The organism is Corynebacterium provencense (assembly GCA_900049755.1).
GTDB classification, from domain to species: domain Bacteria; phylum Actinomycetota; class Actinomycetes; order Mycobacteriales; family Mycobacteriaceae; genus Corynebacterium; species Corynebacterium neomassiliense.
The window spans coordinates 205,510-231,858 of record LT160592.1 but is presented as its reverse complement, the minus strand read 5'-3'; the positions used below and the strand labels follow the sequence as shown (position 1 = coordinate 231,858).

The 26,349-nt window shown below is 64.4% G+C and carries 23 protein-coding genes; 11 read left to right on the top strand and 12 right to left on the bottom strand.

The window, feature by feature from the left end:
• Window positions 1-44: 44 nt before the first annotated feature.
• The 3 genes from ilvD to BN3906_RS01045 form a co-directional block, all read right to left on the bottom strand.
• Window positions 45-1,898, bottom strand: a complete 1,854-nt coding sequence (gene ilvD, locus BN3906_RS01055; protein ID WP_066583071.1) for a dihydroxy-acid dehydratase — start codon at window positions 1,896-1,898, stop codon at window positions 45-47.
• A 41-nt stretch (window positions 1,899-1,939) separates the two neighbouring features.
• Window positions 1,940-2,539, bottom strand: a complete 600-nt coding sequence (locus tag BN3906_RS01050; protein WP_066585723.1) for a PH domain-containing protein — start codon at window positions 2,537-2,539, stop codon at window positions 1,940-1,942.
• Window positions 2,540-2,607: 68 nt separating this feature from the next.
• Complete coding sequence (locus BN3906_RS01045; RefSeq protein ID WP_066583070.1) at window positions 2,608-4,419, bottom strand: mechanosensitive ion channel family protein; 1,812 nt, start codon at window positions 4,417-4,419, stop codon at window positions 2,608-2,610.
• A gap of 449 nt (window positions 4,420-4,868) precedes the next feature.
• On the opposite strand from BN3906_RS01045, the gene BN3906_RS01040 reads away from it, so the two are divergent.
• The 5 genes from BN3906_RS01040 to BN3906_RS14920 all read left to right on the top strand — a co-directional run bounded on the left by BN3906_RS01040 (window position 4,869) and on the right by BN3906_RS14920 (window position 10,197).
• Window positions 4,869-6,725: an acetolactate synthase large subunit gene (locus BN3906_RS01040; protein WP_066583069.1), complete on the top strand. Its 1,857-nt coding sequence runs from the start codon at window positions 4,869-4,871 to the stop codon at window positions 6,723-6,725.
• A complete protein-coding gene (gene ilvN / locus BN3906_RS01035; protein ID WP_066583067.1) occupies window positions 6,725-7,231 on the top strand; it encodes an acetolactate synthase small subunit in 507 nt (168 codons plus the stop codon). The genes BN3906_RS01040 and ilvN overlap by 1 nt, the downstream gene beginning before the upstream one ends.
• A 177-nt stretch (window positions 7,232-7,408) precedes the next feature.
• Window positions 7,409-8,422, top strand: coding sequence for a ketol-acid reductoisomerase (gene ilvC, locus BN3906_RS01030; protein ID WP_066583065.1), 1,014 nt, complete (start codon window positions 7,409-7,411; stop codon window positions 8,420-8,422).
• Window positions 8,423-9,733: 1,311 nt separating this feature from the next.
• Window positions 9,734-9,937, top strand: coding sequence for a hypothetical protein (locus tag BN3906_RS01020; RefSeq protein ID WP_066583060.1), 204 nt, complete (start codon window positions 9,734-9,736; stop codon window positions 9,935-9,937).
• Between the two features lie 152 nt (window positions 9,938-10,089).
• On the top strand, window positions 10,090-10,197 hold the full coding sequence (locus tag BN3906_RS14920) for a recombinase family protein (RefSeq protein WP_315969028.1): 108 nt from the start codon (window positions 10,090-10,092) through the stop codon (window positions 10,195-10,197).
• A gap of 191 nt (window positions 10,198-10,388) precedes the next feature.
• Here BN3906_RS14920 and BN3906_RS14740 read toward each other — a convergent pair whose 3' ends face one another.
• The 6 genes from BN3906_RS14740 to BN3906_RS14910 all read right to left on the bottom strand — a co-directional run bounded on the left by BN3906_RS14740 (window position 10,389) and on the right by BN3906_RS14910 (window position 14,561).
• Window positions 10,389-10,853 (bottom strand): hypothetical protein, encoded by a 465-nt coding sequence (locus tag BN3906_RS14740; RefSeq protein ID WP_187119873.1) that lies wholly within the window; start codon window positions 10,851-10,853, stop codon window positions 10,389-10,391.
• 120 nt (window positions 10,854-10,973) lie between these two features.
• Window positions 10,974-11,423, bottom strand: coding sequence for a hypothetical protein (locus tag BN3906_RS14315; RefSeq protein WP_147592685.1), 450 nt, complete (start codon window positions 11,421-11,423; stop codon window positions 10,974-10,976).
• Window positions 11,424-11,779: 356 nt separating this feature from the next.
• Window positions 11,780-13,093 (bottom strand): ISL3 family transposase, encoded by a 1,314-nt coding sequence (locus BN3906_RS01015; RefSeq protein ID WP_025253818.1) that lies wholly within the window; start codon window positions 13,091-13,093, stop codon window positions 11,780-11,782.
• 214 nt (window positions 13,094-13,307) lie between these two features.
• On the bottom strand, window positions 13,308-13,718 hold the full coding sequence (locus BN3906_RS13940) for an LGFP repeat-containing protein (protein ID WP_261796869.1): 411 nt from the start codon (window positions 13,716-13,718) through the stop codon (window positions 13,308-13,310).
• 570 nt (window positions 13,719-14,288) lie between these two features.
• Window positions 14,289-14,423, bottom strand: coding sequence for a hypothetical protein (locus tag BN3906_RS14915; RefSeq protein ID WP_261796797.1), 135 nt, complete (start codon window positions 14,421-14,423; stop codon window positions 14,289-14,291).
• 3 nt (window positions 14,424-14,426) lie between these two features.
• A complete protein-coding gene (locus BN3906_RS14910) occupies window positions 14,427-14,561 on the bottom strand; it encodes a hypothetical protein (RefSeq protein WP_261796796.1) in 135 nt (44 codons plus the stop codon).
• A 784-nt stretch (window positions 14,562-15,345) separates the two neighbouring features.
• Here BN3906_RS14910 and BN3906_RS01005 point away from each other — a divergent pair.
• The 4 genes from BN3906_RS01005 (at window position 15,346) to BN3906_RS00990 (ending at window position 20,068) form a co-directional block, all read left to right on the top strand.
• Entirely contained in the window at window positions 15,346-16,215 is an 870-nt protein-coding gene (locus tag BN3906_RS01005) for a cation diffusion facilitator family transporter (RefSeq protein ID WP_227871216.1), read from the top strand.
• 212 nt (window positions 16,216-16,427) lie between these two features.
• Window positions 16,428-18,023: a phosphoglycerate dehydrogenase gene (gene serA / locus BN3906_RS01000; RefSeq protein ID WP_066583056.1), complete on the top strand. Its 1,596-nt coding sequence runs from the start codon at window positions 16,428-16,430 to the stop codon at window positions 18,021-18,023.
• Window positions 18,024-18,231: 208 nt separating this feature from the next.
• On the top strand, window positions 18,232-18,816 hold the full coding sequence (locus BN3906_RS00995) for a MarR family winged helix-turn-helix transcriptional regulator (RefSeq protein ID WP_066583054.1): 585 nt from the start codon (window positions 18,232-18,234) through the stop codon (window positions 18,814-18,816).
• A 94-nt stretch (window positions 18,817-18,910) separates the two neighbouring features.
• Window positions 18,911-20,068 carry an MFS transporter gene (locus tag BN3906_RS00990; RefSeq protein ID WP_078057191.1) on the top strand — a complete coding sequence of 386 codons (1,158 nt, stop codon included), beginning with the start codon at window positions 18,911-18,913 and terminating at the stop codon, window positions 20,066-20,068.
• Window positions 20,069-20,110: 42 nt separating this feature from the next.
• On the opposite strand, the gene efeB is transcribed toward BN3906_RS00990, so the two are convergent.
• The 3 genes from efeB to efeU are packed head-to-tail and all read right to left on the bottom strand — an operon-like array spanning window position 20,111 to window position 23,383.
• Window positions 20,111-21,424, bottom strand: a complete 1,314-nt coding sequence (gene efeB, locus BN3906_RS00985) for an iron uptake transporter deferrochelatase/peroxidase subunit (RefSeq protein ID WP_066583052.1) — start codon at window positions 21,422-21,424, stop codon at window positions 20,111-20,113.
• A 1-nt stretch (window position 21,425) separates the two neighbouring features.
• Entirely contained in the window at window positions 21,426-22,583 is a 1,158-nt protein-coding gene (gene efeO, locus BN3906_RS00980; RefSeq protein WP_066583050.1) for an iron uptake system protein EfeO, read from the bottom strand.
• On the bottom strand, window positions 22,580-23,383 hold the full coding sequence (gene efeU / locus BN3906_RS00975) for an iron uptake transporter permease EfeU (RefSeq protein ID WP_066583047.1): 804 nt from the start codon (window positions 23,381-23,383) through the stop codon (window positions 22,580-22,582). Before efeU ends, efeO begins: the two co-directional genes overlap by 4 nt.
• A 285-nt stretch (window positions 23,384-23,668) precedes the next feature.
• Here efeU and BN3906_RS00970 point away from each other — a divergent pair, with 285 nt between their 5' ends.
• Window positions 23,669-24,730: a 3-isopropylmalate dehydrogenase gene (locus tag BN3906_RS00970; RefSeq protein ID WP_066583044.1), complete on the top strand. Its 1,062-nt coding sequence runs from the start codon at window positions 23,669-23,671 to the stop codon at window positions 24,728-24,730.
• 323 nt (window positions 24,731-25,053) lie between these two features.
• Window positions 25,054-26,286, top strand: a complete 1,233-nt coding sequence (locus BN3906_RS00965) for an HNH endonuclease signature motif containing protein (RefSeq protein WP_066583042.1) — start codon at window positions 25,054-25,056, stop codon at window positions 26,284-26,286.
• Window positions 26,287-26,349 lie beyond the last annotated feature (63 nt).

Below are 26,349 nucleotides of genomic sequence, written 5' to 3'. Positions count from 1 at the left end.
CTGGGTCTGATGCTGAGGGGCCTGACCGGCCTGACCGGGCCGGCTCAGTCCTCTTCGACGATGCGGACGGCTCCCTTGTCCGCACTGGAGGCCATGGAGGCGTAGGCGCGCAGTGCCTTGGTGACCTTCCGCTTGCGCGAGACCGGTTTCCAGGGACGCGGTGACGCCTCCATCTCCGCCCTCCGGGAGGCGATCTCCTCCTCGGAGAGTTCCAGGTTCAGCTGACGGTTGTGGACGTCAATGGTGACGGTGTCCCCGTTTCGTACCAGGCCGATGAGTCCACCTGCGGCGGCCTCGGGGGAGATGTGCCCGACCGAGATTCCGGACGATCCGCCGGAGAACCGGCCGTCGGTGATCAGTGCACACTTCTTGCCCAGACCGGACCCCTTGAGGAAAGCTGTGGGGTGGAGCATCTCCTGCATGCCGGGACCACCGGCGGGACCCTCGTAGCGCACGACGATGACATTGCCCGGGCGGACCTTCCGCTTCAGGATGACGTCCACCGCCTCCTCCTGTGACTCGACCACGAGTGCCGGGCCCGAGAAGTGCCAGAGGGATTCGTCGATGCCGGCGGACTTGATCACCGCGCCGTCGGGGGCGAGGTTGCCCCGCAGGATCACCAGTCCACCGTCGGCGGTGATGGCGTGCTCCACGGAGTGGATGCAGCCGTGTTCGTCATCGGTGTCCAGTTCATCCCAGACGTTGTCGGTGGAGAACGGTTCGGTGGTGCGCACCCCGCCGGGGGCGGCGTGGTAGAGGGCCACTGCCTCGGGAGCCGGGTGGGCCGCGGAGATGTCCCAGCGCTCCAGCCATTCCGCGAGTGTCGCCGAGTGCACGGTGTGGACGTTCTCGTTGAGCTTGCCGCCTCGCCACAGTTCGCCGAGGATCCGCGGAATTCCTCCGGCCCGGTGCACGTCCTCCATGTGGTAGTTGGAGTTCGGGGCGACCTTGGACAGGCAGGGGACCCTCTTGGACAGGTTGTCGATGTCCTGGAGGTTGAAGTCCACCCCGCCCTCCTGTGCCGCGGCGAGGATGTGCAGCACGGTGTTGGTGGACCCGCCCATCGCCATGTCGAGGGCCATGGAGTTCTCGAACGCCTCCCTGGTGGCGATACTCCGGGGCAGGACCGAGGCGTCCCCTTCCCCGTAGTAGCGGTGGCACAGGTCGACGATGAGTCGGCCCGCCTCGGAGAACAGGGCGCGCCGGGCGTGGTGGGTGGCCAGTGTCGACCCGTTGCCGGGGAGCGACAGTCCGAGTGCCTCGGTGAGGCAGTTCATGGAGTTCGCCGTGAACATTCCGGAGCAGGACCCGCAGGTGGGGCAGGCGGCCTGCTCCACGGTGAGGAGGCCCTGCTGGGTGACCTGGTCGTTGGCGGACGCCGAGATCGAGGAGATGAGGTCGGTGGGGGCGTGTGCGACACCGTCGACGACGACGGCCTTGCCCGCCTCCATGGGACCACCAGAGACGAAGACGACGGGGATGTTGAGCCGCAGGGCGGCGTTGAGCATCCCGGGGGTGATCTTGTCGCAGTTGGAGATGCACACCAGGGCGTCCGCCTGGTGGGCGTTGACCATGTATTCGACGGAGTCGGAGATGATCTCCCGGCTCGGAAGGGAGTACAGCATCCCGGAGTGGCCCATGGCGATACCGTCGTCCACCGCGATGGTGTTGAACTCGCGGGCGACACCACCGGCCTCTTTCACTGCCTCGGCGACGATGTCGCCGACGTTCTTGAGGTGGACGTGACCGGGGACGAACTGGGTGTAGGAGTTCGCGATCGCGATGATCGGCTTGTCGAAGTCACCGTCGGTCATACCCGTGGCACGCCACAGGGAGCGTGCGCCGGAGGCGTTGCGTCCCTGGGTGGTCACCGAGGAACGGAACGGGATCTTGTTCATGTGGGCAGTCCTTAAAGCGCAGAAAATGCAGTTGTGTCGTCTCAGTCCCGGGTATCGGTGCCGGATCTCCGCCGCGCCTCGTCACGACGCTGGAGTTCCTCCCGGGCCATGCGGCTGGTCCGGCGGGAGGCTTCGTATTCGTCGTACTCGTCCTTGTCCATGAGAACGGCGATTCCGGAATCACGGTTGACCACCTTGACCGATTCGTCGATGGCGGTGAGACTCGGGGTCACCGGGTCCGGGATCCTGCCCTCCGTCGCTTCGCTGAGGTCAACCAGCGAATTGAAGCTGACGCCAGGCAGCGGGAACGATGTCCCGTCCTTCCTGACTGCGAGGGCTCTACCTCCACGGCTGAATCGTAGTGCGTCGAAGTCCCCCCACGCCAACGAGGCCGACCGACGGAACAGGTAGTGTGCCACGATTCCCCCGGTGGTGAACACCGTACGGGAGCGCAGGATGCCGATGACGAAGACCAGCGGGAGCAGTGGCGCCCAGAAAAGTACCCGGGGAGCGTAGGCGACGGCGATGAGGCTCATGGCGAACATGACTCCGGCGGCCACGAGGTTCCCCTGGTCGACCCGGACCTGGTAGGGAAGGCGGGAAGCGTGCGGGGAAGTGTCGGTGTTGTCCCGGGAGCTCATGGTCACCCATTTAATCAGCACCACCCCTGTCAACCCGCATCGGCCGCCGTCCTGCGGTCGGTGGGCGGCTACCCGGCCGTCGCACCGGTCGTCGTCGAGGTGGTGCCGTCGCCGCGGGCGTCCGGTGTGGTGCCTCCGGAGTCCGGCTCCTGGTTCTGCCCGGTGCCTCCGGTACCGCCTGCACCTCCGCCGGTGCTGTTCCCACCGTCACCGCCGGTGCCGTTGTCACCTCCGGTTCCGGTGTCTCCGCCGAATCTGTCGAAGATCGAGGTCGGGGTGGACGGGGAGGACGCCCCGCTGCCCTGTCCGCCGGTCCGGCCGCCGGTTCCTGTCCCGGTACCGTCCTGGTTTCCTGTGGTGTCGCCGCTTCCGCCGGAGTCACCGGTGTCCTCCTGCGGGGTGGTCGGGGACGACGGGGCGGTGGTGACCCCGTCACTGTCCGGGGTTCCGGTGTCCTGAGTGGTGGGCGCCACCCCGGTGTCAGGGTCGGCCGTCCGGGTTGACGGGGCCAGGCGGTCAGGGGCCAGCCATGCAGGGTTGCCGCCCTGGGGTGTCGCCGAGAACAGTCCGATCAGTGCCAGCAGGCCTATGGTCAGGATGAGGGCGCCGGAGGAGGGGCGGATGCGGCCGCCGACGGAGAGGATCCGGGAGATCCGCGAGCTGGTGTCCAGGTTGCGCCATATTCCGTTGCGTGCGACGTCGGCGGCGAGTCCGTCGACGTCGGAGGCTGCCGGCGTCGTCTCGACCGTGGTGTCGGTCCCGGCATCCGTCGTCTCCCCGGCGTCCTTCGCACCGGTGTGTGCCCTGTGGGAGGCCTGTGTCCCAGCAGTGTCTGCGCCTGTCGGTGCGGGGGCGGTGGTCCGACGGGGTTCGCCGGATTCGACGGCGTGGGCGGTACCCGTCGTGCCCGTGAGGTCTGACCCTGCGCGGTCTGCCCCTGTGCTGTCTGATCCTGTGCTGTCTGACCCTGCGGTGTGCACCGGCGCGGAGACCACGGGGAATGCCTGTGTGGGGGCCCCGGCGTAGGCTGCCGCGCGTTCCCCGGGTGCCTGGAACCGGTCCCAGAACTCGTTGACGAGCGCGGCCCGGATGGTCCGCTGCACCTCCCACTGGGTGGCGGGGTTGACGTCCACTGTGACCTGGATTCCGACTGTCCAGGGAAGACCTGCCGCGGTGGGTGGGGTGATGTTCATGGCCGGCAGCACACTGATCTCGCCGAGGACGTCGTCCTTGATGCCGCTGTTGTCGATGGCGTGCCGGGTGACCTCTGAAACTGTCCTGGACAGGGAGGACATTGTGTCGTCCCCGGTCATGGGGATCTCCAGGTCGACCACTGCACGGGACCATTCCTGCGAGTAGTTGATGGTGACGCTGGCGGAGCTGTTGGGAACGGTGACGAGTTCGCCGTTACCTGTCCTGATCTGCGTGGATCTCAGGGTCAGCCGGACTACCGTCCCTTTGACCTGGTCACTGGTGCTGTCGAAGGAGACGAAGTCGCCCACCCCGTACTGGTGCTCGGAAATGATGAAGAAGCCGGCGAGGAAGTCGCCGATGACTCTCTGGGCGCCGAAGCCGATGGCGGCGGAGATCACGGTGGCGGGCACGGCGGCCCCGACCGTCGACACACCGAGGTTCGTCAGTGCGGTGTACACGAGGAAGAAGTAGGCGACGATCTCGAGCAGGTAGACCAGGGCCCCGACGAGGGCCAGGTGACTCTTCGTCTGTTCTTCACCGCGGGTCATCCGGGCGGTGATGATCCTGACGATGAGGCGGCCGGCCCGAGGTATCAGGATGCCGACGATGACCAGTGCGGCGAGGGTGAGGCCGTGCTGGACGATCCACGTCCACAGGTTGATGAGGAGGTACTTCACATCAGGCATGGGACCGACCGTAGTCGCCGGTCCTTGAAGTTCGCTGTCCGTCACCGGGGGTGTCCTGCCGGCCGGGGGTGGGGACTGTCCGCGGAGCCGGGAAGAGGGCGCCGCGACCTCGACCACAGGCCCGGACACACCCCTGCAGGAAGACCACAGAATGAGACCTGAGGTATCAGCGGGTGGGAACGATATGGCCAACGCGTTGACCGGAGGGGGCCGTATGGACTATTCTCACCGCCATGACGATGTTCCGAATTCTCGTACCCGCCGGGCGCTAGAGCCCCTGCGGTTACTTCGCGGAACACTCTGGCGCCCCCGCCCGGCGTACGACTCGCCGGGACCGGGGGCGTCAGTCGGTTCAGACCGGTTCTCCGGTCCCGCCGGCACCGAGTGGACGCGGAGGACCGGACCATCCGACTTCCACGACAATTGACCCGAAAAGGAGTGCACGGACTGTGACCGACACCTCACGCTCACACCCCAGTCCCGCCACCGTCGCCGCCACCGGACGTGGTCGACGGCCTGAGCGCATCAACGGCGCCCAGGCTGTCGTCCGGTCCCTCGAGGAGCTAGGAACCGATGTGGTGTTCGGGCTCCCGGGCGGCGCTGTCCTGCCGCTGTACGACGCGATCTACGGGTCGGAGAAGCTCAACCACATTCTTGTCCGGCATGAGCAGGGTGCAGGTCATGCAGCGACCGGCTACGCCCAGGCCAACGGCCGGGTCGGGGTGTGCATCGCCACCTCGGGTCCGGGTGCCACCAACCTCGTCACCCCCCTGGCTGACGCGAACATGGATTCCGTCCCCGTGGTCGCGATCACCGGCCAGGTGGGAACCCAGCTGCTGGGTACCGACGGGTTCCAGGAGGCTGACATCCGCGGGATCACCATGCCCATCACCAAGCACAGTTTCATGGTGACCAGGGCCGAGGACATCCCCGCCGCCATCGCCGAGGCTTTCCACGTCGCCAGCACCGGACGCCCCGGTGCCGTGCTCGTCGACATCCCCAAGAATGTCCAGAACGCCGAACTGGACTTCGTCTGGCCCCCGACCTACCGACTGCCCGGCTACCACCCGGTGACCACCCCGCACTCCCGTCAGATCGACGAGGCGGCGCGAATGCTGTCTGAGGCCAGGCGGCCGGTCGTCTACGCCGGTGGCGGCGTCCTCAAGGCGGAGGCGTCGGACGCACTGCTGGCTTTCGCCGAAGCCACGGGGATCCCGGTGACCACGACGCTCATGGCTCTGGGCACTTTCCCGGAGTCCCACCCGCAGTTCCTCGGAATGCCCGGGATGCACGGCACCGTTCCCGCGGTCGCAGCCCTGCAGAAGGCGGATCTCATCCTCGCAGTCGGGGCACGGTTCGATGACCGTGTCACCGGTGACGTCGAGTCCTTCGCACCCGGTGCCGCGGTGATCCACGCTGACATCGACCCGGCGGAGATCGGCAAGATCCGTGAGGCGCAGGTTCCGATCGTCGGTGACGCCCGTGAGGTTCTCCTGGCGCTCACGGAGGCCATGGCGTCCCTGCCCGCCCCTGACGTGGCGGACTGGCGGACCTATCTTGACGGTCTCCGTGCCGACTTCCCCCGCGGGTATGAGTGGCCGGCGGACGGCAAGCTCGCGCCGCAGTTCGTGCTGGAGACTCTCTCGGAGATCGTGGGCCCGGACGCCATCTACGTCGCCGGGGTGGGGCAGCACCAGATGTGGGCCGCGCAGTTCATCGACTACGAGAAGCCCCGGACATGGCTCAACTCGGGTGGGCTCGGCACCATGGGCTACGCGGTGCCCGCCGCCATGGGTGCGAAGGCCGCCTGCCCGGACACCGAGGTGTGGGCGGTCGACGGTGACGGCTGTTTCCAGATGACCAACCAGGAACTCGTCACCTGCGCCGTCGAAGGCCTGCCCATCAAAGTTGCGCTGATCAACAACGGGAACCTGGGCATGGTCCGCCAGTGGCAGACCCTGTTCTTCGACAAGCACTACTCCAACACCAATCTCAAGCCGGGGGAGACCTACCTCCCCGACTTCGTCGGTCTGGCGGAGTCCATGGGATGTGCGGCGTTCCGGGTCACCGAAAAGGACCAGGTTGCCGAGGTCATCCGCAGGGCCCGTGAGATCAACGACCGGCCGGTCGTCATCGACTTCATAGTCGGTGAGGACGCCCAGGTCTGGCCGATGATCGCCGCCGGTTCCTCCAATGACGAACTCCAGTACGCCCGCGACCTGCGTCCCCTGTTCGACGACGACAATTCCGCGGCGGAGTCACCGGAGGAGATCCGGTCCACCATCCAGGAAGGGGAGCAGAACTAATGTCGCAGATCCACACCCTCAGCGTGCTGTGTGAGGACGTCGACGGTATCGCGTCCCGGATCACCGGGATGTTCACCCGACGTGCCTTCAGCATCATCTCCATCTCCTCGGGGCGCACCGAGGTCGACGGTGTCAACCGCTTCACCATCCAGGTGGAGGGGGAGGACCATGTCATCGAACAGATCACCAAGCAGCTCAACAAGCTGATCCCGGTGATCAAGGTCAGCAGGCACGCCCCGGACAGTATCGTGTGCCGGGGGCTGATGCTGGTGAAGGTCAGTGCCGACAACTCCAACCGCACCCAGGTGGTCGAAGCGGCGAAGCTCTTCCGTGCCCATGTCGTCGATGTGGGACCTGAGTCCCTCGTCATCGAGGCCACCGGCACCCCCACCAAGTTGAAGGCGCTGCTGGACGTCCTCGAGCCCTTCGGGATCCGCGAGCTGGTCGAGTCCAGCCTCACCGCGGTGAGCAGGGGGCCGAAGGCGATGTACCCGGCCAAACTCTGACAGGCTCGTCGGGTGCATGCACCCGACCTACCCGGTCAGTCACCCCATCGAGTGAGACGGTGCGTCTCACACTCTGGTACGTAATCTGCTAGAATTCACCCCAGAGTCCGATTTCTCAAGCCCGGTTACCCAGTCCGGGTTTCTCAGTCCGATTTTCCACGAAAGGCAAGATCCTCCATGGCAATTGAGGTTTTCTACGACGACGACGCCGACCTGTCGATCATCCAGGGACGCAAAGTCGCCGTCATCGGCTACGGCTCCCAGGGGCACGCCCACTCCCAGAACCTGAGGGACTCGGGTGTGGAGGTCGTCATCGGGCTCCGCGAAGGCTCACGGTCGCGTGCCAAGGCCGAAGAGGCCGGTTTCACGGTGCTCTCGAACGCAGAAGCGGCGAAGTGGGCTGATGTGGTCATGATCCTCGCCCCTGACACCTCGCAGGCCAAGATCTACTCCGAGGACATCGCCCCGAACCTGGTGGACGGTAACGCCATCTTCTTCGGCCACGGTCTCAACATCCACTTCGACCTCATCAAGCCTGCTCCCGGCATCACTGTCGCCATGGCTGCCCCCAAGGGCCCGGGACACCTGGTCCGCCGCCAGTACGTCGACGGCAAGGGTGTCCCCTGCCTCATCGCAGTCGACCAGGATCCGAAGGGTGAGGGCCGCGAGCTGGCACTGTCCTACGCCGCCGCCATCGGCGGGGCCCGGGCAGGGGTCATCGCCACCACCTTCAAGGAAGAGACCGAAACCGATCTCTTCGGTGAGCAGGCGGTCCTGTGCGGCGGCCTCGAGTACCTCATCATGAACGGCTTCGAGGTCCTCACGGAGGCCGGTTACGCGCCGGAGATGGCGTACTTCGAGGTCCTCCACGAGATGAAGCTGATCGTCGACCTCATCTACGAAGGCGGCATCGGCAACATGAACTACTCGGTGTCTGACACCGCTGAGTTCGGCGGGTACCTTTCCGGCCCCAGGATCATCGACGCCGGTGCCAAGGACCGTATGCGCGAGGTCCTGACCGACATCCAGGACGGCACCTTCGTCAAGCGTCTCATTGCCAACGTTGAAGGCGGCAACAAGGAGCTCGAGGGCCTGCGCGCCGGAATCGCGGAACACCCGATCGAGAAGACCGGTGCCAAGCTCCGCGACATGATGAGCTGGGTGAAGAACCCGCTCGACGAGACCGCGTAGTCTGACCAGTTAGAAGCCGGAATCAGGCACCACCCGCAGGTGCCGTGATCCCGCAGAAATCCCGTACCCGATCGTGCTCCCGATCGCATCCCGTGTTCCCGCCCCCGACCGGTCGAGGACACGGGTGTCCACGTTCAGCGTCATCGCTGCCGACGAGTGCCCCGTGACCGCCGACACCACATGGTTCGGACGGCCTGTAGTGGATCAGACTCGACGCTGAGAAGTGCCGCAGTGCGTGGACGCGGCCCCGGTCCGCATCGGCTGCACCGCACCTGCAGCTACGGCAATGCGCTCAACAGCAACCGTCGCCCGAGATGACCGGAGCGACCGGCCCTCGCCCCCACTGAAGATCAAGTCAGTGGGGGCTTTGTCCTGCGTCAAACGCCGTAGGATCAGGTTCAGCTGCTCCGCCACGGGAATGTCACGCCATCCCGGCTTCGTCTGCAACGGTTCTCGCTGACGCGTACGCACATCCAGCTGACGGACCAGATGAACCACCCGGGGCCTCAGTATCCGGGTCATCGACGACGAGAACGCAGAGCTCGTTGACGAGCATCCCTGTGAGCATTGCCGTGGCCATCGTGTCCGAGGTCACCGGCGCCAGGCACATCCGACAAGTCCGCTCCGGCGGTCCAGTCCGCTTCTGCTCGTCTTGGGTGGCATTGCCGGCCCGCATGAGGTCGATAACCCGGTCGGGCTCATCCTTGGTGGGAATCCACACCGTGTCCACCACTTTCTCGTGCCCTTGGATCAACGAGCCCGTTGATCGACTGGAAGACGACAGGTGACCGGATGACGATGGTCTCATCGACGGCCCAGCGGTACGCGGAGCTTGGCCGGCGGAGCTGACTGCGCTCGGGGCCAGGGGACGATCCGGTGTCATTCCTGATCAACCAGTCCCGGAAGGTGGTCAGGTCCGCGAACCACTGCTACTGCACCCGGCTGTCACGCTCCGGCCGTTGTGCATTTACCGACAGCTGCCCGGCACAGCTGCTGCTGTTCCCGCTCCTACGCTGACGGCTGGACCAGCCGTGACGGTGGTGGCGTTGCCCGCCGCGCCCGACCGCTTACGTAAAGACATGGTGTTCTCCTTGAAGGTCAGATTCTGGCGGCGAGGCACCTCCGCCCTTGGCACAGTGTGGGGCGAGCGAAGAGGTGACTGCATTGTCGTCAGGTACCCCTCATGCAGGGGCGGCTAACTGGATGCCCCGGGAAAATATCCAGTTAGCCCGATAAAGCCATCCGGTGCGAGTACATCGGGGGACACCCTGTTCCTGCACTCACCGTGGTAGTAACTGCGTTGTTGAACGTATGGACACCGTCCGGTTCATCGATGGTATTCACGGCAGCGAGACGAAGTTCTCGTACACGCTGGGGCAGTTCTTTTTGCGCGGCTGCACTACGGTGATCCAGATCGGCGACTTCCTGATGTACCACGCCGGGCTGGGTGGACCGGCGGAGCTCGCATGTAGCGAGTTCCGGATACTTCGGAGTGAAAGAGGGTTTGACGGATGAAGTATTCGGGCATGCTTGAGTGTTGACGCCGGATCAGGACGCGAGTCTGCACCGCGATGCGTTGAGCCGGCACGGGTGCGGCGAGAACTTCACCGAAGTGGGGTCCGGGTCGTGGGCGCACTGTCCGGAGTTGGACCGGTTGTGGGGGAGGGGTGCGCAGTGGGGACACGGTGGTGGTGCGGCGGCTGTACCGTTTGGGTCGGTCGGTCCCGCATCTGATCGACCAGTTGGAGGATCTACAGGCCCACGGGGTCAGGTAGGGGGTCGGCCGAAAAGCTCACCGCACAGCAGACCGCCACCGCCCGCTCACTGTACGAGTCGAAGGAGATGACGGTGACAGAGATCGGCCGCGTGCTCGGAAGCAGCCGCTCGACGATCTGACGGGTACTTGACAGTAATAACCTGGCGAACTGAATCGAAGGTTGTCCCGCACCTTCCAAGCCATATCAAATCAGGCGACGGGTGGAATCCTGTCACGACCATAGAGCCAACCGTCAGGAAAACCCATCACGACAGTATTTCCACCTTGGTCAACGTCGTTCTGAATCCTCTTTGCGGTCGCAATATCCCAAGCGGCTCCTACACAAGTAGGTTCAAACGACTCCCAATCTTCTTCTATGGGCCAGAGCAGGCCCATCAAGACCAGCCAAATCACCTTCCGTGACTCTCCGTCGCTGTTTGCAGTACGCAAAGAAGTGTAGATTGGCTCGCTCTGCAGATGGTGATATTTTATCCAACGATCGGGACTCTTAGTAGACTTTCCTGATATGCCACTATCGGTTGTAACGCACAAAACGTACCCGGAGAAACGATTTTCCGGATCATTGTAGTAAGTGGAATAAAAGACGTGGGCTACATCCGATGTCCTTTTCATTCTTGGTCTTTTGACATTATTTGATTTATTCTTAGTGGGCACTAAAGTTAAATTCTTTTCTGCGGTTGCTTCACGGTGGCGTAGTCGATCTTCCTATTGTAATCGCAAAACTCGTGTCGATAAATATCTATTCCTTACCGGGAACAAATTAGAGCCCTGTCGTTAACCATCCGTTTCTTCGACAATGTGATATCGCGCAGGAACATCTTGGACCTCATCTAGTGTGTCCGGTCGCGCGATTTCTAAAATCGGATGAGCCCAAAATATCTTTCCTTCTTTAGTGGACTTAAGCAGTTCTGGGAAATCCTCTCCCGCTAGGCAGTCTACAATAAATAGTGACGCCAGCTCAGATTCATCCACCTTATTCTTCGACGATAGTAATCCTCTTGCTACTGCCTCGAAGCCGAGCAATGCCCGAGATTCACCGAGCTCCGCCGAGAGTACCACCCTCAAAATACCGTCCGTGAGAATCCAAACAGCCCGAACTTCCATCTTGGTTTCGCCCAGCTCGTCTTCGAACGCACGCCTCTTCTTGTCAATTTCACTAGTAATTATCTTAGGGTCAAACGAAGAGACGGCGGGGAATGATCCTAAGTATTGGTTTTCTTGCATGTATACCATCCTTTAAAAAGTGGGAAGATCTGCGCTGAACCAATCAGGGGCTTGGACGCTAGTAATGACTGGTTGTCCGGTATTCATTATGGGATACATGGTGAGTATCCCCTTCTCCTCACCGGGGTTACCAAACTCTTTAGGTTCGTAGACCATGCGAATCTTAAACCACTCCCCGGTGTTTTTGCACACCCCTGGTTCATTGCAGTCTTGTCTGTAGAACTTATTCTCATATATTCTCCGTCCGCCTTATTCCCACACAGGGGAGGTATTTTCGATAAAAACCTTTATGGAGTACAAGCAAAAAAGTTATGCTTGTGGTAAATCTGTCATAGTCGAATGGGGCTCTTCTCGATTTAGAGTGCGTTGATCCGGTCCTGCAGCTGGCCGGAGTGGATCAGCGACCGCAAGATGTAGTGGTCGAGGTTCCTGAACCCTAGGGCGATGCCGCGTAGATGCTCCAGCCTGCCGTTGATGGCCTCGACCGGACCGTTGGATGCGCCGATATCGAAGTACGCCAGGATGTCGTGCCGTCGGCGCCACAGGGTCCGGCCGAGTTGCGCCAGCTCCTCCAGCCCCGTCGGTAGGCCCTTGCGCAGGGTGCCGATCACCCTGCCCATCAACTTCTTGCCCCGCGCTCTGTCCGGCTGACCATAGGCACTGACCAGGTCCTGGTAGAACTCCCAGGTCACCTGCAACGCGACGTAGTCATCGTCGGTGTCCCACAGCCGATCCAGGCGCTGGCGCTGCCGGTCGGTGAGGAAATCGGTCCTGGTCAGCAGCGCCCGGCGGTGCTTGTACAGCGGATCGTCTTTCTGCCCCCGACGTCCGGTGGTTTCTCGCTGCAGGCGTTGCCGACACCCGCTGAGCTTCTCTGCAGCCAGGTGGACGACGTGGAACGGGTCCATGACTTTGCGCGCCGCAGGGAGAGAGTGGTCGACGGCGGTGGCGTAGCCGGTGAACCCGTCCATCGTCACGACCTGCACCCCGGCCCGGAAGTCCGGGTCCCGCTCACCCAGCCAGGTTTTCAGGACGTCTGCGGACCGCCCCGGGCGCATGTCGATCAGACGTGCCGGGCCTGCCCCGTCGGTCAGCGGGGTCAGGTCCACCAGCACGGTGACCATCGAAGACGGCTCGCCGGGTCGGCGGGTGTGTTTCCAGACGTGCTCATCGACGCCGAGGACCCGGACCCCAGCCAGGTGGGAGGGGTCAGCGTAGACCATGCTCCGGGCCGCGGTGACGGCGACGGTATTGACCAACTCCCAGCCGATTCCGAGAGCCTTCGCCGTGGCGGCCACGCTCATACGGTCGATGGCGAGGCGTTGGAGGATCCAGCGGGTCACCCGGTGGGTGAGTTTCGCCCCGTCGTCAGCGCAGGCCAGTGAGGTCTGGAAGATCTTCCTGCTGCAGGTGGGGTTGGTGCATGTGAAGCGGGGTACCCGGACGTTCAGGCGGGTGGGGAACCCCACGACCGGTAGGTCGACGAGTCGACGTCGGATGTGGTCCCGCTTCACCCCAGGCATCGCGCAGTCCGGGCAGGTGTCGGCTACGTCCACCGGCTCGGCGTTGATGATGGTGAGGGTGCCGGCGTCGGCGGCATCGGTGATCGTCAGACCGAGTTCTGCGGTGCGGCAGATGGTGTCGGCGACGAGGTTGCCAGTAGGGTGCACGGTAGGGTCCTGGTTCGGTCAGATGGAAGCTTCGCAACTCTCATCTTGTACCGGCCAGGGCCTCTGTATGTTGTACCACCCCGCGTCCCGCCCTTCAGCTATCTACGCACTCCGAACCGCGAAGAGCCTCGAATGGTCTCGAAGAGTAGCTGTCGGGCTTGTCATTTCCATCGTAATGTCCTCCACGTGGTGTCACCTTGTTTCTGCCCGCGTCTTAAGTAGTAGACTTTGCCTGGTCAGTATAGTCGTTTCCTCCGGCGTTCGGGGAAATAGATCTAAATGAAGACTTTTCTGTGGTCTTAAATCCAGGGTCGATGTTGCCGTCGGGAGCCCACAAATCGGCAAGTCCGTTAGCTATCAATCCGTATGCATGTCCTACTGCTACCTTCTGGCGATACCAACCATCTTCTTGCTGTATTGGGTCACCTGCCGGGTATCCCCATGGTCCCCTTTCGTATCCTGTGTATCTCCATTGAAAAAGAATGTCTCCTGAGGTAGGGTGTGCGCCGGTGGTGGGGTGCCAGTAGATGAACCCGTTGACGAACTCGTTACGCCGCCCGACCCCGTCGGGGACTCCGAGCTCATCGGACTTGGGCCAGGTGAGGAAGCTGGTGGGCCCGCCGATGGCGTCGTACTTCTCGCGGATTGCTCCGCAGACCTTGGAGGGGCTGGGCCAGTAGGTGGTGCAGTTGACCGGCGCTGCTGCTAGCGCTCGCGCCAGTGGGTTGGCCGTACGGTCTTGTTGGGCCTGCTGTTCGGCGGCCGAGTCTTCGGGCTCGGTGGTGGTGTTGGGCTGGGCTGCCCGGGGTGGGGGTCAGTGTTGATCCCAGCCCTAAGGCCGGAGCAATCGCGAGCAGCGGTCTGAGTGCTTTGTGTCGCATTGATTCCTCTTGGTGGTGAGTGCATCTGGTGGTGAGTGCATGGGGAGAATCGTCAGGTGTGCCAAACATTACGTCAGAGGACCTTCTTGAAGGGCTGCGCTTGCGCTGGACACTATTGTTGAGTGAAGCATGGCTTTGCTGAGCTGACAAGAGTGGGGTGATGCGCCCAGTTCGGCAACGCCGTCCCGCATGAGATGTGCGGTCCGGTCACGGTGGCGTAGATTGCCGATCACTTGGATCGGGCCCCTCTCCTGCCCACGACGATCGTCTAAAGCAAGTGGGTTTCGGCGGATGCCAGGGTCACCCGCGACGGTTCAGAGTTCGATGTCGCAGTTGTCGACGGTCTGTGCGTCATTGTCGCCAGCCGAGTAGCCGATCACGGATGCGGGGGCCGCCCATGTGCTGTTGTGTGCTTCGCCTGTGGCGGAGAAGAGCCCGTCATCGTTCATGAGTCACGCGTCCGAGTGTGATTCCGTCTTCCCGTCCGGGCGCATGGGAGCGGCGCCGATCCACCTGTTCTTGCCATCGACGAAGACCTGGCTGTTGGTGGGGGCGAGGCTGGTGTCGGTGAGGATGCCGCTGATCACTGTGACGTCCAGTGGTTGGCATCGGGGTCGGTGGTAGTTGAGGATTTCGCCGTGTCTGGGGTGGTCATGGTCGCTCCTTCTTGAGTGTCAGTACCGCCACGCTCGACCGGGGTGGACGGTGCAGGGTCGTCACTGTCGCTGAGCGGCGATGCGCGGGGTCGGGACCGCGTGTCTGAAGCTAGGGCGCTCCGGCCGCTGGTGCTTCTGCCGGGTAGTCCCTTGCGACTTCTTCCACAGCAGGTTCGACATTCCGAGCATGGATACCGCAGTGAGGGCACGCGCTGAGTTGTTGCTGTGGCAGACCAGGCCGACACCTTTGTGGGCGTTCTTCCCTCCGGTCTGCACGATCTGGATTTGAACGTTCTCGCTGCTGCGCCGGGGGCAGATCACTGGTGTCCTTTCGTAAGTGTCCAGGCACGTCGTGATCCAGGCGGTCGTCCGCTCGGGGGTTCGTCTCTGTCCTTTCCGTGGACGGTGTCATCGTGCCCACGGCCCGGACGGGGAGTGTCTGACGGGGGTGCCCGCTGTGCGATTTCGGGTGTCCGGGGACTCTGCCCGGGCACATCGGAACAGCGCTGCCGGCGACGCTGATGAAAACGATTACCTTTGCCTAAAATGCCCGTTGACCTGTGGAGATATGTCGCCTACTCTGGGCGATGAGCTGTTAATGAAAATGAGAGGTGCCCACATGGGTCACGGTAGTCAGGATCACTCGCGCGGTAGTGGCCACGTCGACAGTCACAGTCACGACCACAGTCACGACCACGGTCACGACCATTCCCGCGTGCGGGGAAAAAGACTGTGGGTCGTCATCACCATGACCACCGTCATCTTCCTCGCGGAAGTGGTCGGCGGGATCGTGTCCGGGTCACTGGCGCTGCTCGCAGATGCGGGGCACATGCTCTCGGATGCCGGGGGGCTCATCGTGGCGGCTTTCGCGATGATCATCGGATCCCGTCCGGCTACCCGACGCTCCACCTGGGGCTTCCGCAGGGCGGAAGTCCTGGCGGCCGCCGTCAACGCGGGTGCGGTGTGTGTGATTGCGGTGTGGATCGCGGTCTCGGCCTTCCGGCGGATGGGGGAGGGGGTCGAGGTGGAGACCGGGATGATGCTCGTCGTTGCGGTGGTCGGCCTGGTGGCGAACGTGATCTCCGCACTGATCCTCAACGGCGGTCAGGGTGAGTCGTTGAACATGCGCGGGGCCTACCTCCATGTCCTCGCGGACCTGCTCGGCTCTGTGGCTGTCATCGTCGCGGCGCTGGTCATCGCCGTCACAGGTTGGACGTGGGTGGATCCCGCGGCGTCCTTGTTGATCGCCCTGCTGATCCTGCCCCGTTCCTGGGCACTGTTGAGAACGGCCGGCCGGGTCCTGATGGAGCAGGTCCCGGTGTCCGTGGACGCCACGGGTCTCTACGATGAGGTGCTCGACCTGCCGGGCGTCCGCCACCTCCATGACCTCCACATCTGGAGTGTCGACGGGGAGACGGCGGTCGCCTCGGTCCACGTGGTCACCGATGAGCCCGCTGACGAGGAGGACCGGTGCGGAATCCTTGACCGGGTCCAGGAGGCTTTCCGTGACCACGGCATCTCCCACACGACCGTCCAGGTGGAGGAGAGGGGCCACGAGGGGCATGAGGACGCCGTGTGCGGATGACCCGGGGGTAGGTGCCATCACCCCTGAAGTCCCACAGAATGGGCGTCCTGCCCGGCCGGTGTCCCACACAGGGAACCGGTCGTACTAAGCTGACCGTAGTCGTGCGCCACCGTCACCGGGTTCGCCACCGGGGGTCGCAGAAGGCGCGGGCCCTGCCCTCTGACGCGGTCGTGCCGGGGGAGTCAGGAACAACATATTTTTCAGGAGACCCTGTGAGCCAGAATTCCCGTCCCGTCGTTCTCATCGCCGACAAGCTCGCCCAGTCCACCGTGGACGCACTGGGTGACTCCGTGGAAGTGCGGTGGGTCGACGGTCCGAACCGTCCGGAACTGCTGGAGGCCGTCAAAGACGCTGACGCCCTGCTCGTACGCTCAGCCACCACCGTGGACGCCGAGGTTCTCTCCGCGGCACCGAAACTGCAGATCATCGGCCGCGCCGGCGTCGGTCTGGACAATGTCGACATCGAGGCCGCCACCGCCCGCGGCGTCATGGTCGCCAACGCCCCGACCTCGAACATCCACTCCGCCTGCGAACACGCCATCGCCCTGCTCCTGTCCACGGCGCGCCAGATTCCCGCCGCGGACAAGACCCTGCGTGACGGCGAATGGAAGCGGTCCTCCTTCAAGGGGGTCGAGGTCTTCGGAAAGACCGTCGGAATCGTCGGCTTCGGGCACATCGGCCAGCTGTTCGCACAACGTCTGGCGGCCTTCGAGACCGAGATCATCGCCTACGACCCGTACGCAAACCCCGCCCGCGCCGCACAGCTCGGGGTGGAGCTGGTTGATCTGGCGGAACTGATGGCCAGGGCAGATTTCGTCACCATCCACCTGCCGAAGACCAAGGAAACGGCGGGAATGTTCAACGCCGAGCTCCTCGCAGGCGCCAAAAAGGGTCAGATCATCATCAACGCCGCCCGCGGTGGCCTGGTCGACGAGCAGGCTCTCGCGGACGCGATCAAGGAAGGTCGGATCCGGGGTGCCGGATTCGACGTCTACTCGAAGGAGCCCTGCACCGACTCGCCGCTGTTCGAGCTTCCCCAGGTCGTCGTGACCCCGCACCTCGGCGCGTCCACCGTGGAGGCCCAGGACCGGGCGGGAACTGATGTCGCGGCGTCCGTGCTCAAAGCTCTCGCCGGTGATTTCGTCCCGGACGCCGTCAACGTCACCGGTGGCAGAGTCTCCGAGGAAGTCGCACTGTGGCTCAACCTCGCCACCAAGCTGGGCAAGGTTGCCTCGGCCCTGCTGGCGGCGCCGGTGTCGGCCGTGTCCGTGGAGGCCCGCGGTGAGCTGTCGACCGAATCGGTCGACGCACTCGGCCTGGCAGCTCTCCGCGGTGTCTTCGCCGGTGTCGTGGACGAGCAGGTCACCTTCGTCAACACGCCGCAGATCGCCGAAGAGCGGGGAGTGGAGCTGACTGTCACCACCGCCGACGAATCCGTCACCCACCGCTCCGTACTGGAGGTGAAGGCCGTCGCCGGTGACGGGACCGCGGTATCCGTCATCGGTGCGCTCACCGGCCTCGACCACGTGGAGAAGATCGTCCGGATCAACGACCGTGGCCTTGACCTGCGGGCCGAAGGCCTCAACCTGTTCCTGACCTACACCGACCAGCCCGGTGCCCTCGGCAAGGTCGGCACCTTCCTGGGTCGCGAAGGCATCAACATCAACGCGGCGGCCCTGTCCCAGGACCTCACCGAGGGTTCCGCGACCCTGGTGCTGCGCGTGGAGAAGGAGATCCCGGCCCCGCTCATCGACCAGATCGGGGAAGCGCTGTCCGCGTCCCGCGCCGTCCAGCTGGACCTCGGGTAGGCACCCGCCCGAGTCAGGGAGTCCGGGGCAGTCCACCAGCTGGACAGGGAACTGCCCCCCCCGGACTCCGGACACTGTCGTACCGACCCGGAAGCCACCGCCGTGGAGGCGGTGGCTTCCGGGTTTTCTGCGTGTGACCCTGGGGCAGTGCCGCGGCGGGAAAGACCGGACTTGTACATAACGAGCTTATATAATACCGTTATGCGACATGGCTCTTTCCGAATCCGGTACCTCCTCTGACGTCTCTGACGTCCCCCGCAGTTCCGACTGTTCCGACCTCCGGGACATCGCCCAGGAGATCCGCGACTCCCTGCGGGTGGCCATCCAGATGGTCCGTGTCCTCGAGTACCCCGGGGAGCTCTCCACCGCCCAGGTCAGTGTGCTCAACACGCTGGCCGAAGGTCCGGCCAGGATCGGCGACCTCGCCAGGCTCAGCGGAGTCACCCAGCCGGGGATGAGCCAGCTCGTCTCCCGACTGGGTGCTGCGGGGCTGGTCAGGCGCCGCACCTCGGCAGGTGACGCCCGCGTGACTCTCGTCGACATGACGGAAGCGGGACGTGAGGCGCTCGCCGAAGCGAACAGACAGCGTAACGGCGTCCTGTCCTTCTATCTGGACCGTCTGGACGCCACTGACCGGGAGAAGGTCCGCGCAGGTCTGGGACCTTTGTCACGGCTCGCCGCCGAGATCGTCAGACAGGAGAGGCAGGGTGCCGGTTCCGACGCCCGCCGGGAACGCTGGGACGCCGGAATGGCAGAAGCAACCACAGCAGCAGACACAGAAGCAGGGAGATGACCGGGTGAAAACGACCTCGACAGATGACAGCAGTGCCGGTGGCGTCACCCCCGTGGCACCTGACGCCGCGACACTGGAGTCCGAGAAGGAGTCGATGCTCCGCCAACCTGTTGCGGTGTGGGCGACTGCCCTGGCCTGCGTCTTCGCCTTCATGGGTATCGGACTGGTCGACCCCATCCTGCCGGCGATTGCCGAGAATCTGGATGCCGGCCCGTCCCAGGTCTCACTGCTGTTCACCAGCTACTTCGCGGTCACGGCCGTGATGATGCTGGTCACCGGGGCGGTGTCGAGCCGGGTGGGAGGAAAGCGAACGCTTCTGACCGGGTTGACGCTCATCGTGATCTTCGCCGCCCTCGCCGGAACCTCCGGAAGTGTCGGAGAACTCGTCGCCTTCCGTGCCGGGTGGGGTCTGGGCAACGCCCTGTTCGTGGCGACCGCCCTGGCGGTCATCGTCGCCGTCGCCTCCGGGGGTCGTGCCGTCGCGATCATCCTCTACGAGGCGGCACTCGGGCTGGGCATGGCCTGCGGCCCGCTGGTGGGTGCCGTCCTGGGGGACCTGAACTGGCGCGGCCCCTTCTTCGGCACTGCCGTCCTCATGCTCATCGCACTGCTGGTGCTGGTGGTCAAACTTCCCTCCACACCGGTGACCGGGGAGAGGACCAGTTTCGCTGCTCCGCTGCGGGCACTGCGGCACGGCGGTCTTTTCGGGGTGTCATTCTCCGCTCTGTTCTACAACTTCGGATTTTTCACTGTGCTGGCCTACACCCCGTTCCTCCTGGACTCGGGGGAGTACGGGATCGGCCTCGTGTTCTTCGGCTGGGGTTCCGCTCTTGCGGTCTTCTCGGTCTTCATCGCCCCGGTGTTCCAGAACCGTGTCGGAGCCGCGAACACCACGATGCTCACCCTCTGTGGTCTGGTCGCCGTGTACGTCCTGCTCGGTGTCTTCCACGGCACACCGTGGGTGGTCACCGTGCTGGTTGTCGTCTCCGGTGCCCTGCTGGGTGTCAACAACACCATGTACACGGAGATGGCGATGAGCGTGTCCGACAACCCCCAGCCTGTCGCTTCGGCCGCGTACAACTTCGTGCGGTGGATGGGAGGCGTCATCGCCCCGTTCGCGTCGACGGAACTGGCGGAGAAGTTCGATCCCTCCGTCCCGTATTTCACGGCCGCGGCCGCCGCGGTGGTCGCGGTCACGGTGATGCTGTTCACACGCAGTGCGGTGGAGGTGCACGGCCCGCACGCCTTCTGACCTGGCCTGTCGCCGACCCGGAGGCGACATCGGGCCGGCCGCCTAACCGCCGAACAGTGCGGTGCCCCAGTTCGCGGAGGATCCTTCAGCCAGCCCGGGCGGACAGGCGAACACCGCCTTGGACTCGTATCTGACGTACTCGTTCATCTTGTCCTCGTGCGCCAGCTTCATCTGGACCGGTGTGAAGTTCACCGACGGTGCGGCGACGTAGGCGATGAAGAACAGCCCGCCTGACAGGTGCCCCATCGAGTCGGAGCCTTCGATGAAGTTGTAGGCGCGTCGCAGCATCCGCTGCCCGTTGTTCTGGTCAGGGTGCGCCAGATAGACATGGGAGTCCCGGGGAATCGCAGGCCCGCCGGTACCAAGGTAGAGGTCGAAGGGCAGGTCGTCGAACTCGTCGTGGGCGCCGATGGGGGCTCCCGAGCCCTTGTACCTGGCGAAGGTGTGCTGCTGGTCGTCGAGGATCTGACGGTCCCAGACTTCCAGAAGCATCCGTATCCTGCGTACGCACATGTAGGTGCCGCCGGTCATCCACCCGCCCGGTCCGGCACTGTCGGGCCGGTCCGCGGAGACCCACACCATGTTGTTGATGTCATCGGTCTCGTCGGCGGTGATATTGCGGGTGCCGTCCTTGAACCCGAAGAGGTTGCGCGGGGTGTCACCCTCCTTCGTGGTCCTTGACGCGGCCCCGTACCCCAGCTGCGACCACCTGACTTCGACCACCCCGGAGCCGGCGCGGGTGAGGTTGCGTACCGCGTGGACGGCCACCTGGGGATCGTCGGAGCATGCCTGGATGACGATGTCCCCGTCGCACAGGTCCGGCACCAGCTGGTCTCCGGGGAATTTCGGCAGCGGTTCGAGTTCCGCAGGTCGGCGGTCCTGCAGGCCGAAACGTCCGTCGAACAGGGAGGGGCCGTAGCCGACGGTGACTGTCAGGCGTCCTGCGGACAGGTCGACCGCTTCGCCGGTGTCCTCCGGGACGAGGTTGAGGGTGCCGTCGGGATCGGTGTTGGCGTCCGCGTCCGTCCCCGTCAGGGCACCTCCGTCGGTGGTCTGTTCGCCCCGGGTCATCCGTTCGGCCATGGTTGTCCAGGTCGCGAGCATGTCCCGAAGCTCGTCACGGTCGTCGGTGAGGACGTTGAAGGCGACGATGTGCAGGTGCTCCTGCTGGGCGGTGGTGACGCCTGCCTGGTGGTCGCCCCGGAACGGGACGGTCTGTCCGGCGTTCCGGTCGTCTTCTCCTGAAGAGCAGGACGCCAGGGACGCCGCTCCGGCGGTGCCTGCTGCGGCGGCGCCGAGCCCTGTGAGGCCCAGGCCGGTGAGGAATCCGCGTCGGGAGACTGACCCGCGGGGCATTTTACTTCGCCTCCGCTCCGGTGATGACGCCGGTGACCTTGGCGACCTGTTCGTTGAGCTGGTCAAGGGCGGTGGAGAGTTTCCTGCGGTCATCTTCCCTGACCTTGTCGTAGGAGATGAAGCCGTCGCCCTGACGGAAACCGTCGAGCAGTTTCTGGACGTTGTCGAACTTGGCGTTGATGTCGGCGAGCAGGTTGGGGTCCTTCTCGTCGATGGTCTCCTCGAGGGCGGCGACGGCGGCCTTGGAGCCGTCGAGGTTGGCCTGGAAGTCCCACAGGTCGGTGTGGGAGAACGTGTCCTCTTCACCGGTGATCTTCGAGGTGGAGATCTCGTCGAGGAGGCCGTGGGCACCGTTGGCGATGGCGTCGGGTGCGACGGTGAAGTCGGTGGCGTCGACCCCGTCCGCCAGTTCGGCGACATCCTTGACCAGCTGGTCGGCGTCAGCCTTCGTCTCGTCGTTGATCCGGCCGTCCACCCACAGGGCCTTCTCGATCTTGTGGAACCCGGTCCATTTCTGGCCGTCCTCGAGGTCTGCCTCGCGCAGGTCGATCCGCGGGTCGAGGTCATCGGGGAAGGCTTCGGCGATCGGCTCGATGCGCTCGTAGTACGTCCTCGTCGGGGCGAACAGTGATTTGGCGGTGTCGACGTCGCCGGCGCGGACGGCGTCGGCGAAGGTGTCGACGGACTCCCGCAGGGCGGTTGTCTGCGAGCGTACGTAGCGCAGGTAGCCGTCGACGGCTGCGCTGAGTTTGTCGTCCCCCTCGGCGAGGTCGACGGCGTCTCCGGTGACGGTGAGATCATGGCTGATACCGTCGCCGACCATGCCGGGCTTGCAGGTCACCTTGTATGTTCCGGCCTCGGGGATGGACACCAGCAGCTTGCGTGTCGCCCCGGGGCCGATGTTCTCGACCTCGCCGACGACGCGGTCACCGGAGGTGTAGACGTAGAACTCGGTGATCTTCCTGCCGTTGTTGGTGACCTCGAAACTGTTGTTTCCGGTGGTCGCGTCGTAGGAGTCGACGTCGCAGGAGTCGTCGGTGGCGGTGACGGTGAACGCCGGGGCGTCATCGTCCTTCTCCGTGCAGGAGGCCACGGCCAGGGGGAGGGCCAGCACGACCGGGGTGACCACGGCTGCGCGGGTGACACGGGAGAACATCATTTCTTGTCCTTTACGGGGCGGAAGTAGGTGGGAACGGTGATGAGGAGGAACAGTGCCCATGCGGTGAACGCGAGCACGGTCGGCGCTGCGACGATGTTGAACATTCCCTCGAGAAGGGTGGCGTACCAGGTACCGGGCACGAGGACGCCGGAGATGTCGAAGGCGTAGTCGGTCAGTCCGGGAAGCACATTGGCCTCCTGGAGGTCGGTGATCCCGTAGCGGAGGATGCCTGCGGCCACGAGGATGAGGAGGGCCCCGGTGACCCGGAAGAAGATCCTCAGGTTGACGTTGACTGCTCCGATGTACACGGCCACACCGATGGCGACGGATGCCGCGACCCCGGTGACGAGCCCTGCGAAGGGGACGCCGAGGGCACGGCTGAAGGAGTCGAAGACCAGGAGGGCTGTTTCGATGCCTTCCCTGGCGACGGCGATGAAGGCCACCGTCGCGACTGCGAGGGGGCCTGTGGACACGGCGTGCCCCATCTTTCCCTCGAGTTCGGCGGTCATGTTCCTGTCGGCGCCCTTCATCCAGAGCAGCATCCACACGACCAGCGCCACGGTGACCAGTGAGGCGATACCTCCGATGAGTTCCTGACCGGTGGTGGTGAGTGTTCTGGTGCCGAAGTGGATGACGAGGAAGACTCCCACGGTGACCAGGAGTGCGGCGAGGACACCTCCCCAGAGCCAGGGGTAGGAACGACGTTGGTCCGTCTTCCGGAGGTATGCGGCGAGGATGATGACCACCATGGTGGCCTCGAGTCCCTCGCGGAGCCCGATGAGGGCGTTGGTGTAGAACACGGACGCTGCTTTCTGACACGGTGTGCTGACTGTTGACCGGTCGGGCGCGGCCGGTGCCCGGCCACTTACCAGAGGTGAGCCTCACCGAAGTGTCCGGGGAGAATGGATGTTAGTCCCCGACGGTGCCGGACCACACAAGATCGACGTATGTGTATACCCCTTCATGCACCCCCGGGGTAGGTCTGCGGGGGTGGATGATGTCCGCAGGGCGAGAGCCGGGCGCATGGTAGTCTGACTGGAGATTTCCAACTATGTGAGACGCGATAACGCGAAAGGGTCCACAGAATGAAACTTGCGGTTATTGCCGGAGACGGTATCGGAACCGAGGTCACCGCCGAAGCACTGAAAGTCCTGCGCTCGGTGACATCGGCGACCGGCGGCGGGGCCGTCGACACCACCGACTACGACCTCGGGGCACGGCGCTACCTGCGCAACGGGGAGCTCCTCACCGACGCTGACCTCGAGTCCCTGCGCGACCATGACGCGATCCTCCTCGGCGCCGTCGGCGATCCCAGGTCGGTCCCCGCCGGCGTTCTCGAACGGGGTCTGCTGCTGCCGCTGCGGTTCCGGCTGGGCCACGCCGTGAACCTGCGCCCGGCGAAACTCTTCCCCGGGGCGTCCTCACCTCTGGCGGAACCCGGGGACATCGACTTCGTGGTGGTCCGTGAAGGGACGGAGGGGCTCTACTGCGGTAACGGCGGTACCCTGCGCGAGGGGACCGACCACGAAGTCGCCAGTGAGGTCAGTCAGAACACGTGGTACGGGGTCGAACGGGTCGTCCGGGACGCCTTCTCCCGGGCACGGGCACGGTCCCGCAGACTGACCCTCGTCCACAAGACCAATGTGCTGGTCAACGCCGGCGGCCTGTGGTCACGGGCCGTGGAGACCGTCGGAGGTGAATACCCGGACGTGGAGGTCGACTACTGCCACATCGACGCGGCGACCATCTACATGGTCACGGATCCGGGCCGTTTCGACGTGATCGTCACCGACAACCTGTTCGGCGACATCCTCACCGACCTGGCCGGGGCCGTCACCGGCGGAATCGGTCTGGCGGCGTCCGGCAACATCGACCCGTCCCGGAAGAATCCCTCGATGTTCGAGCCGGTCCACGGCTCCGCGCCGGACATCGCCGGCAAGGGCATCGCCGACCCGTGTGCGGCGATCCTGTCCACGGCACTGCTGCTGCGGCATCTCGCGGGCAACGAGGGGGAGGACGCCACCCTGCGTAACCTTCAGGCCGAGAAGATCGAGGCTGCAGTGCTCGCTGAAGTTGCGGGACGGGACGGATCCCAGATCCGTACTGCCGAGGTCGGTGACCGGATCGCCGCTGCGGTGGGAGTGTAGGCGTCGGTGGTCGCCGGATCATTAGAAAAAAACGGTGGGGCCCCGTGCTCTTATAGTCAGCTTGATGTGGAAAAGAGGCAGCCGTCGGGGACCCCCAAGGCGGGCGGCGCGCGGGGCTGCCAGTGACGCCCGCCGCGCCGTGAACCGGTTGGCGGTGCGGGACTGTGGGGCCCGGCCGGCTGGTCCGGCCGGCTGGCCCGGTCGGCTGGCGGAGTCAAACATATGTTTGACTCCGTGGATTGGTTCGGGTAGTATTGCTAACGTACATACCAGGAAGTTGGGGAGTCGGCAGGGGGCCGGCAGAGATTGGACGGGGGGCGAAGATGGATGCTCTGTATCCGGAATCCGTTGTGGGGGTGGAGAATCCGGCCCGGCAGCTCGTGACTGACCTGAACAGGCGGGAGCTTTCACTCGTGTCCTGGTTGGTGACGGTGGTGCCGGAGCTGCGGGCCTCGAGTGTGCTGGCGGCACGTGGACGGTCCCGGTCGGAGGCCTACCGTTACGTCCACGGGGCGGGAATCGCCGAACGTATGCCGGCACTGTTTGAACTTCTGTTCGATGATGGAAGAATCACTGTGGATCACCTGGACACGGTGTGGCTGAGAATCAACAGGCACCTGGTGGGGCTCAAGACCCGTGTGGCCGAATCGGTCCGCCCGTTGATTGACGCGGCAGTCTCTGAGGCTCTTTCGGACTGGATCAGAGAGGGCGGACCCGCCACTCTGGAGGCATTCTCCCAGGTGACGGATGAGACTCTGGCGGCAGTCGCAGGGAACATCGTGTCCGCCACGGAACAGCGTGAACAGGACACACAACGGCTGTACCGGCGGGAGAACCGGTTGATCCTCGACTGCGGATCTGCCGTGACGGCAGACGCCGTCTGGTCCACGGTGGGGGACCGTGCCCTGGACCTGCTGAGGGAAGCCCGTCGGGCGGAACACGACGGCACGGAGGAGGCCCTGTGCTCCGATGAGAATGCCGCGTTCTCCGGACTCCCCTCGATGGCCCAGTGCAGGGCGAGGGTCCTGCTCGACCTTCTGGGTGACACTCCGGCCACCATGAAGATCACGGTGAACCTCTACCGCCCGACACTCGACGGCAGACACGGTGTCGGAGGTGCGTTCATTCCCGGAGTCGGATATGTCTCCGACCTCACAGCCAGCGCACTTGAAGGTGTGGCGACCCTGGTTCGCGAACTCCCGTCCCGGAAGGAGATCAATCACCGGCAGGCGCGTGGGTACACCTTCACCACGCTCCAGAAAGCGACAGTGCAGGGCAGGGACGGACACTGCAGGTTCCCCCACTGCGCCGTGCCGGCCGGCAGATGCGAACACGACCACATCATCAGCTCCCCGCACACCACCCCGGAATCTGACGGTCCGACCTCCGTCTCAAACTGCATGCTGTTGTGCCGCACCCACCACGCCCTGAAAACCGCAGGACTGTGGTCAGCGTCAACTCCGGACGACGGAGTGACGGTGGACTGGACAGGACCCGACGGCTACACCGACTCCACCGAAGCCGACGGGCCCCTGGCGCCCCTGCGTTCCAGTTAGCCGGTCCTCGCACCCCGGTGGTCATCCGACCCACCGGGACGCCGGCACGCCCGGAAACAGGGC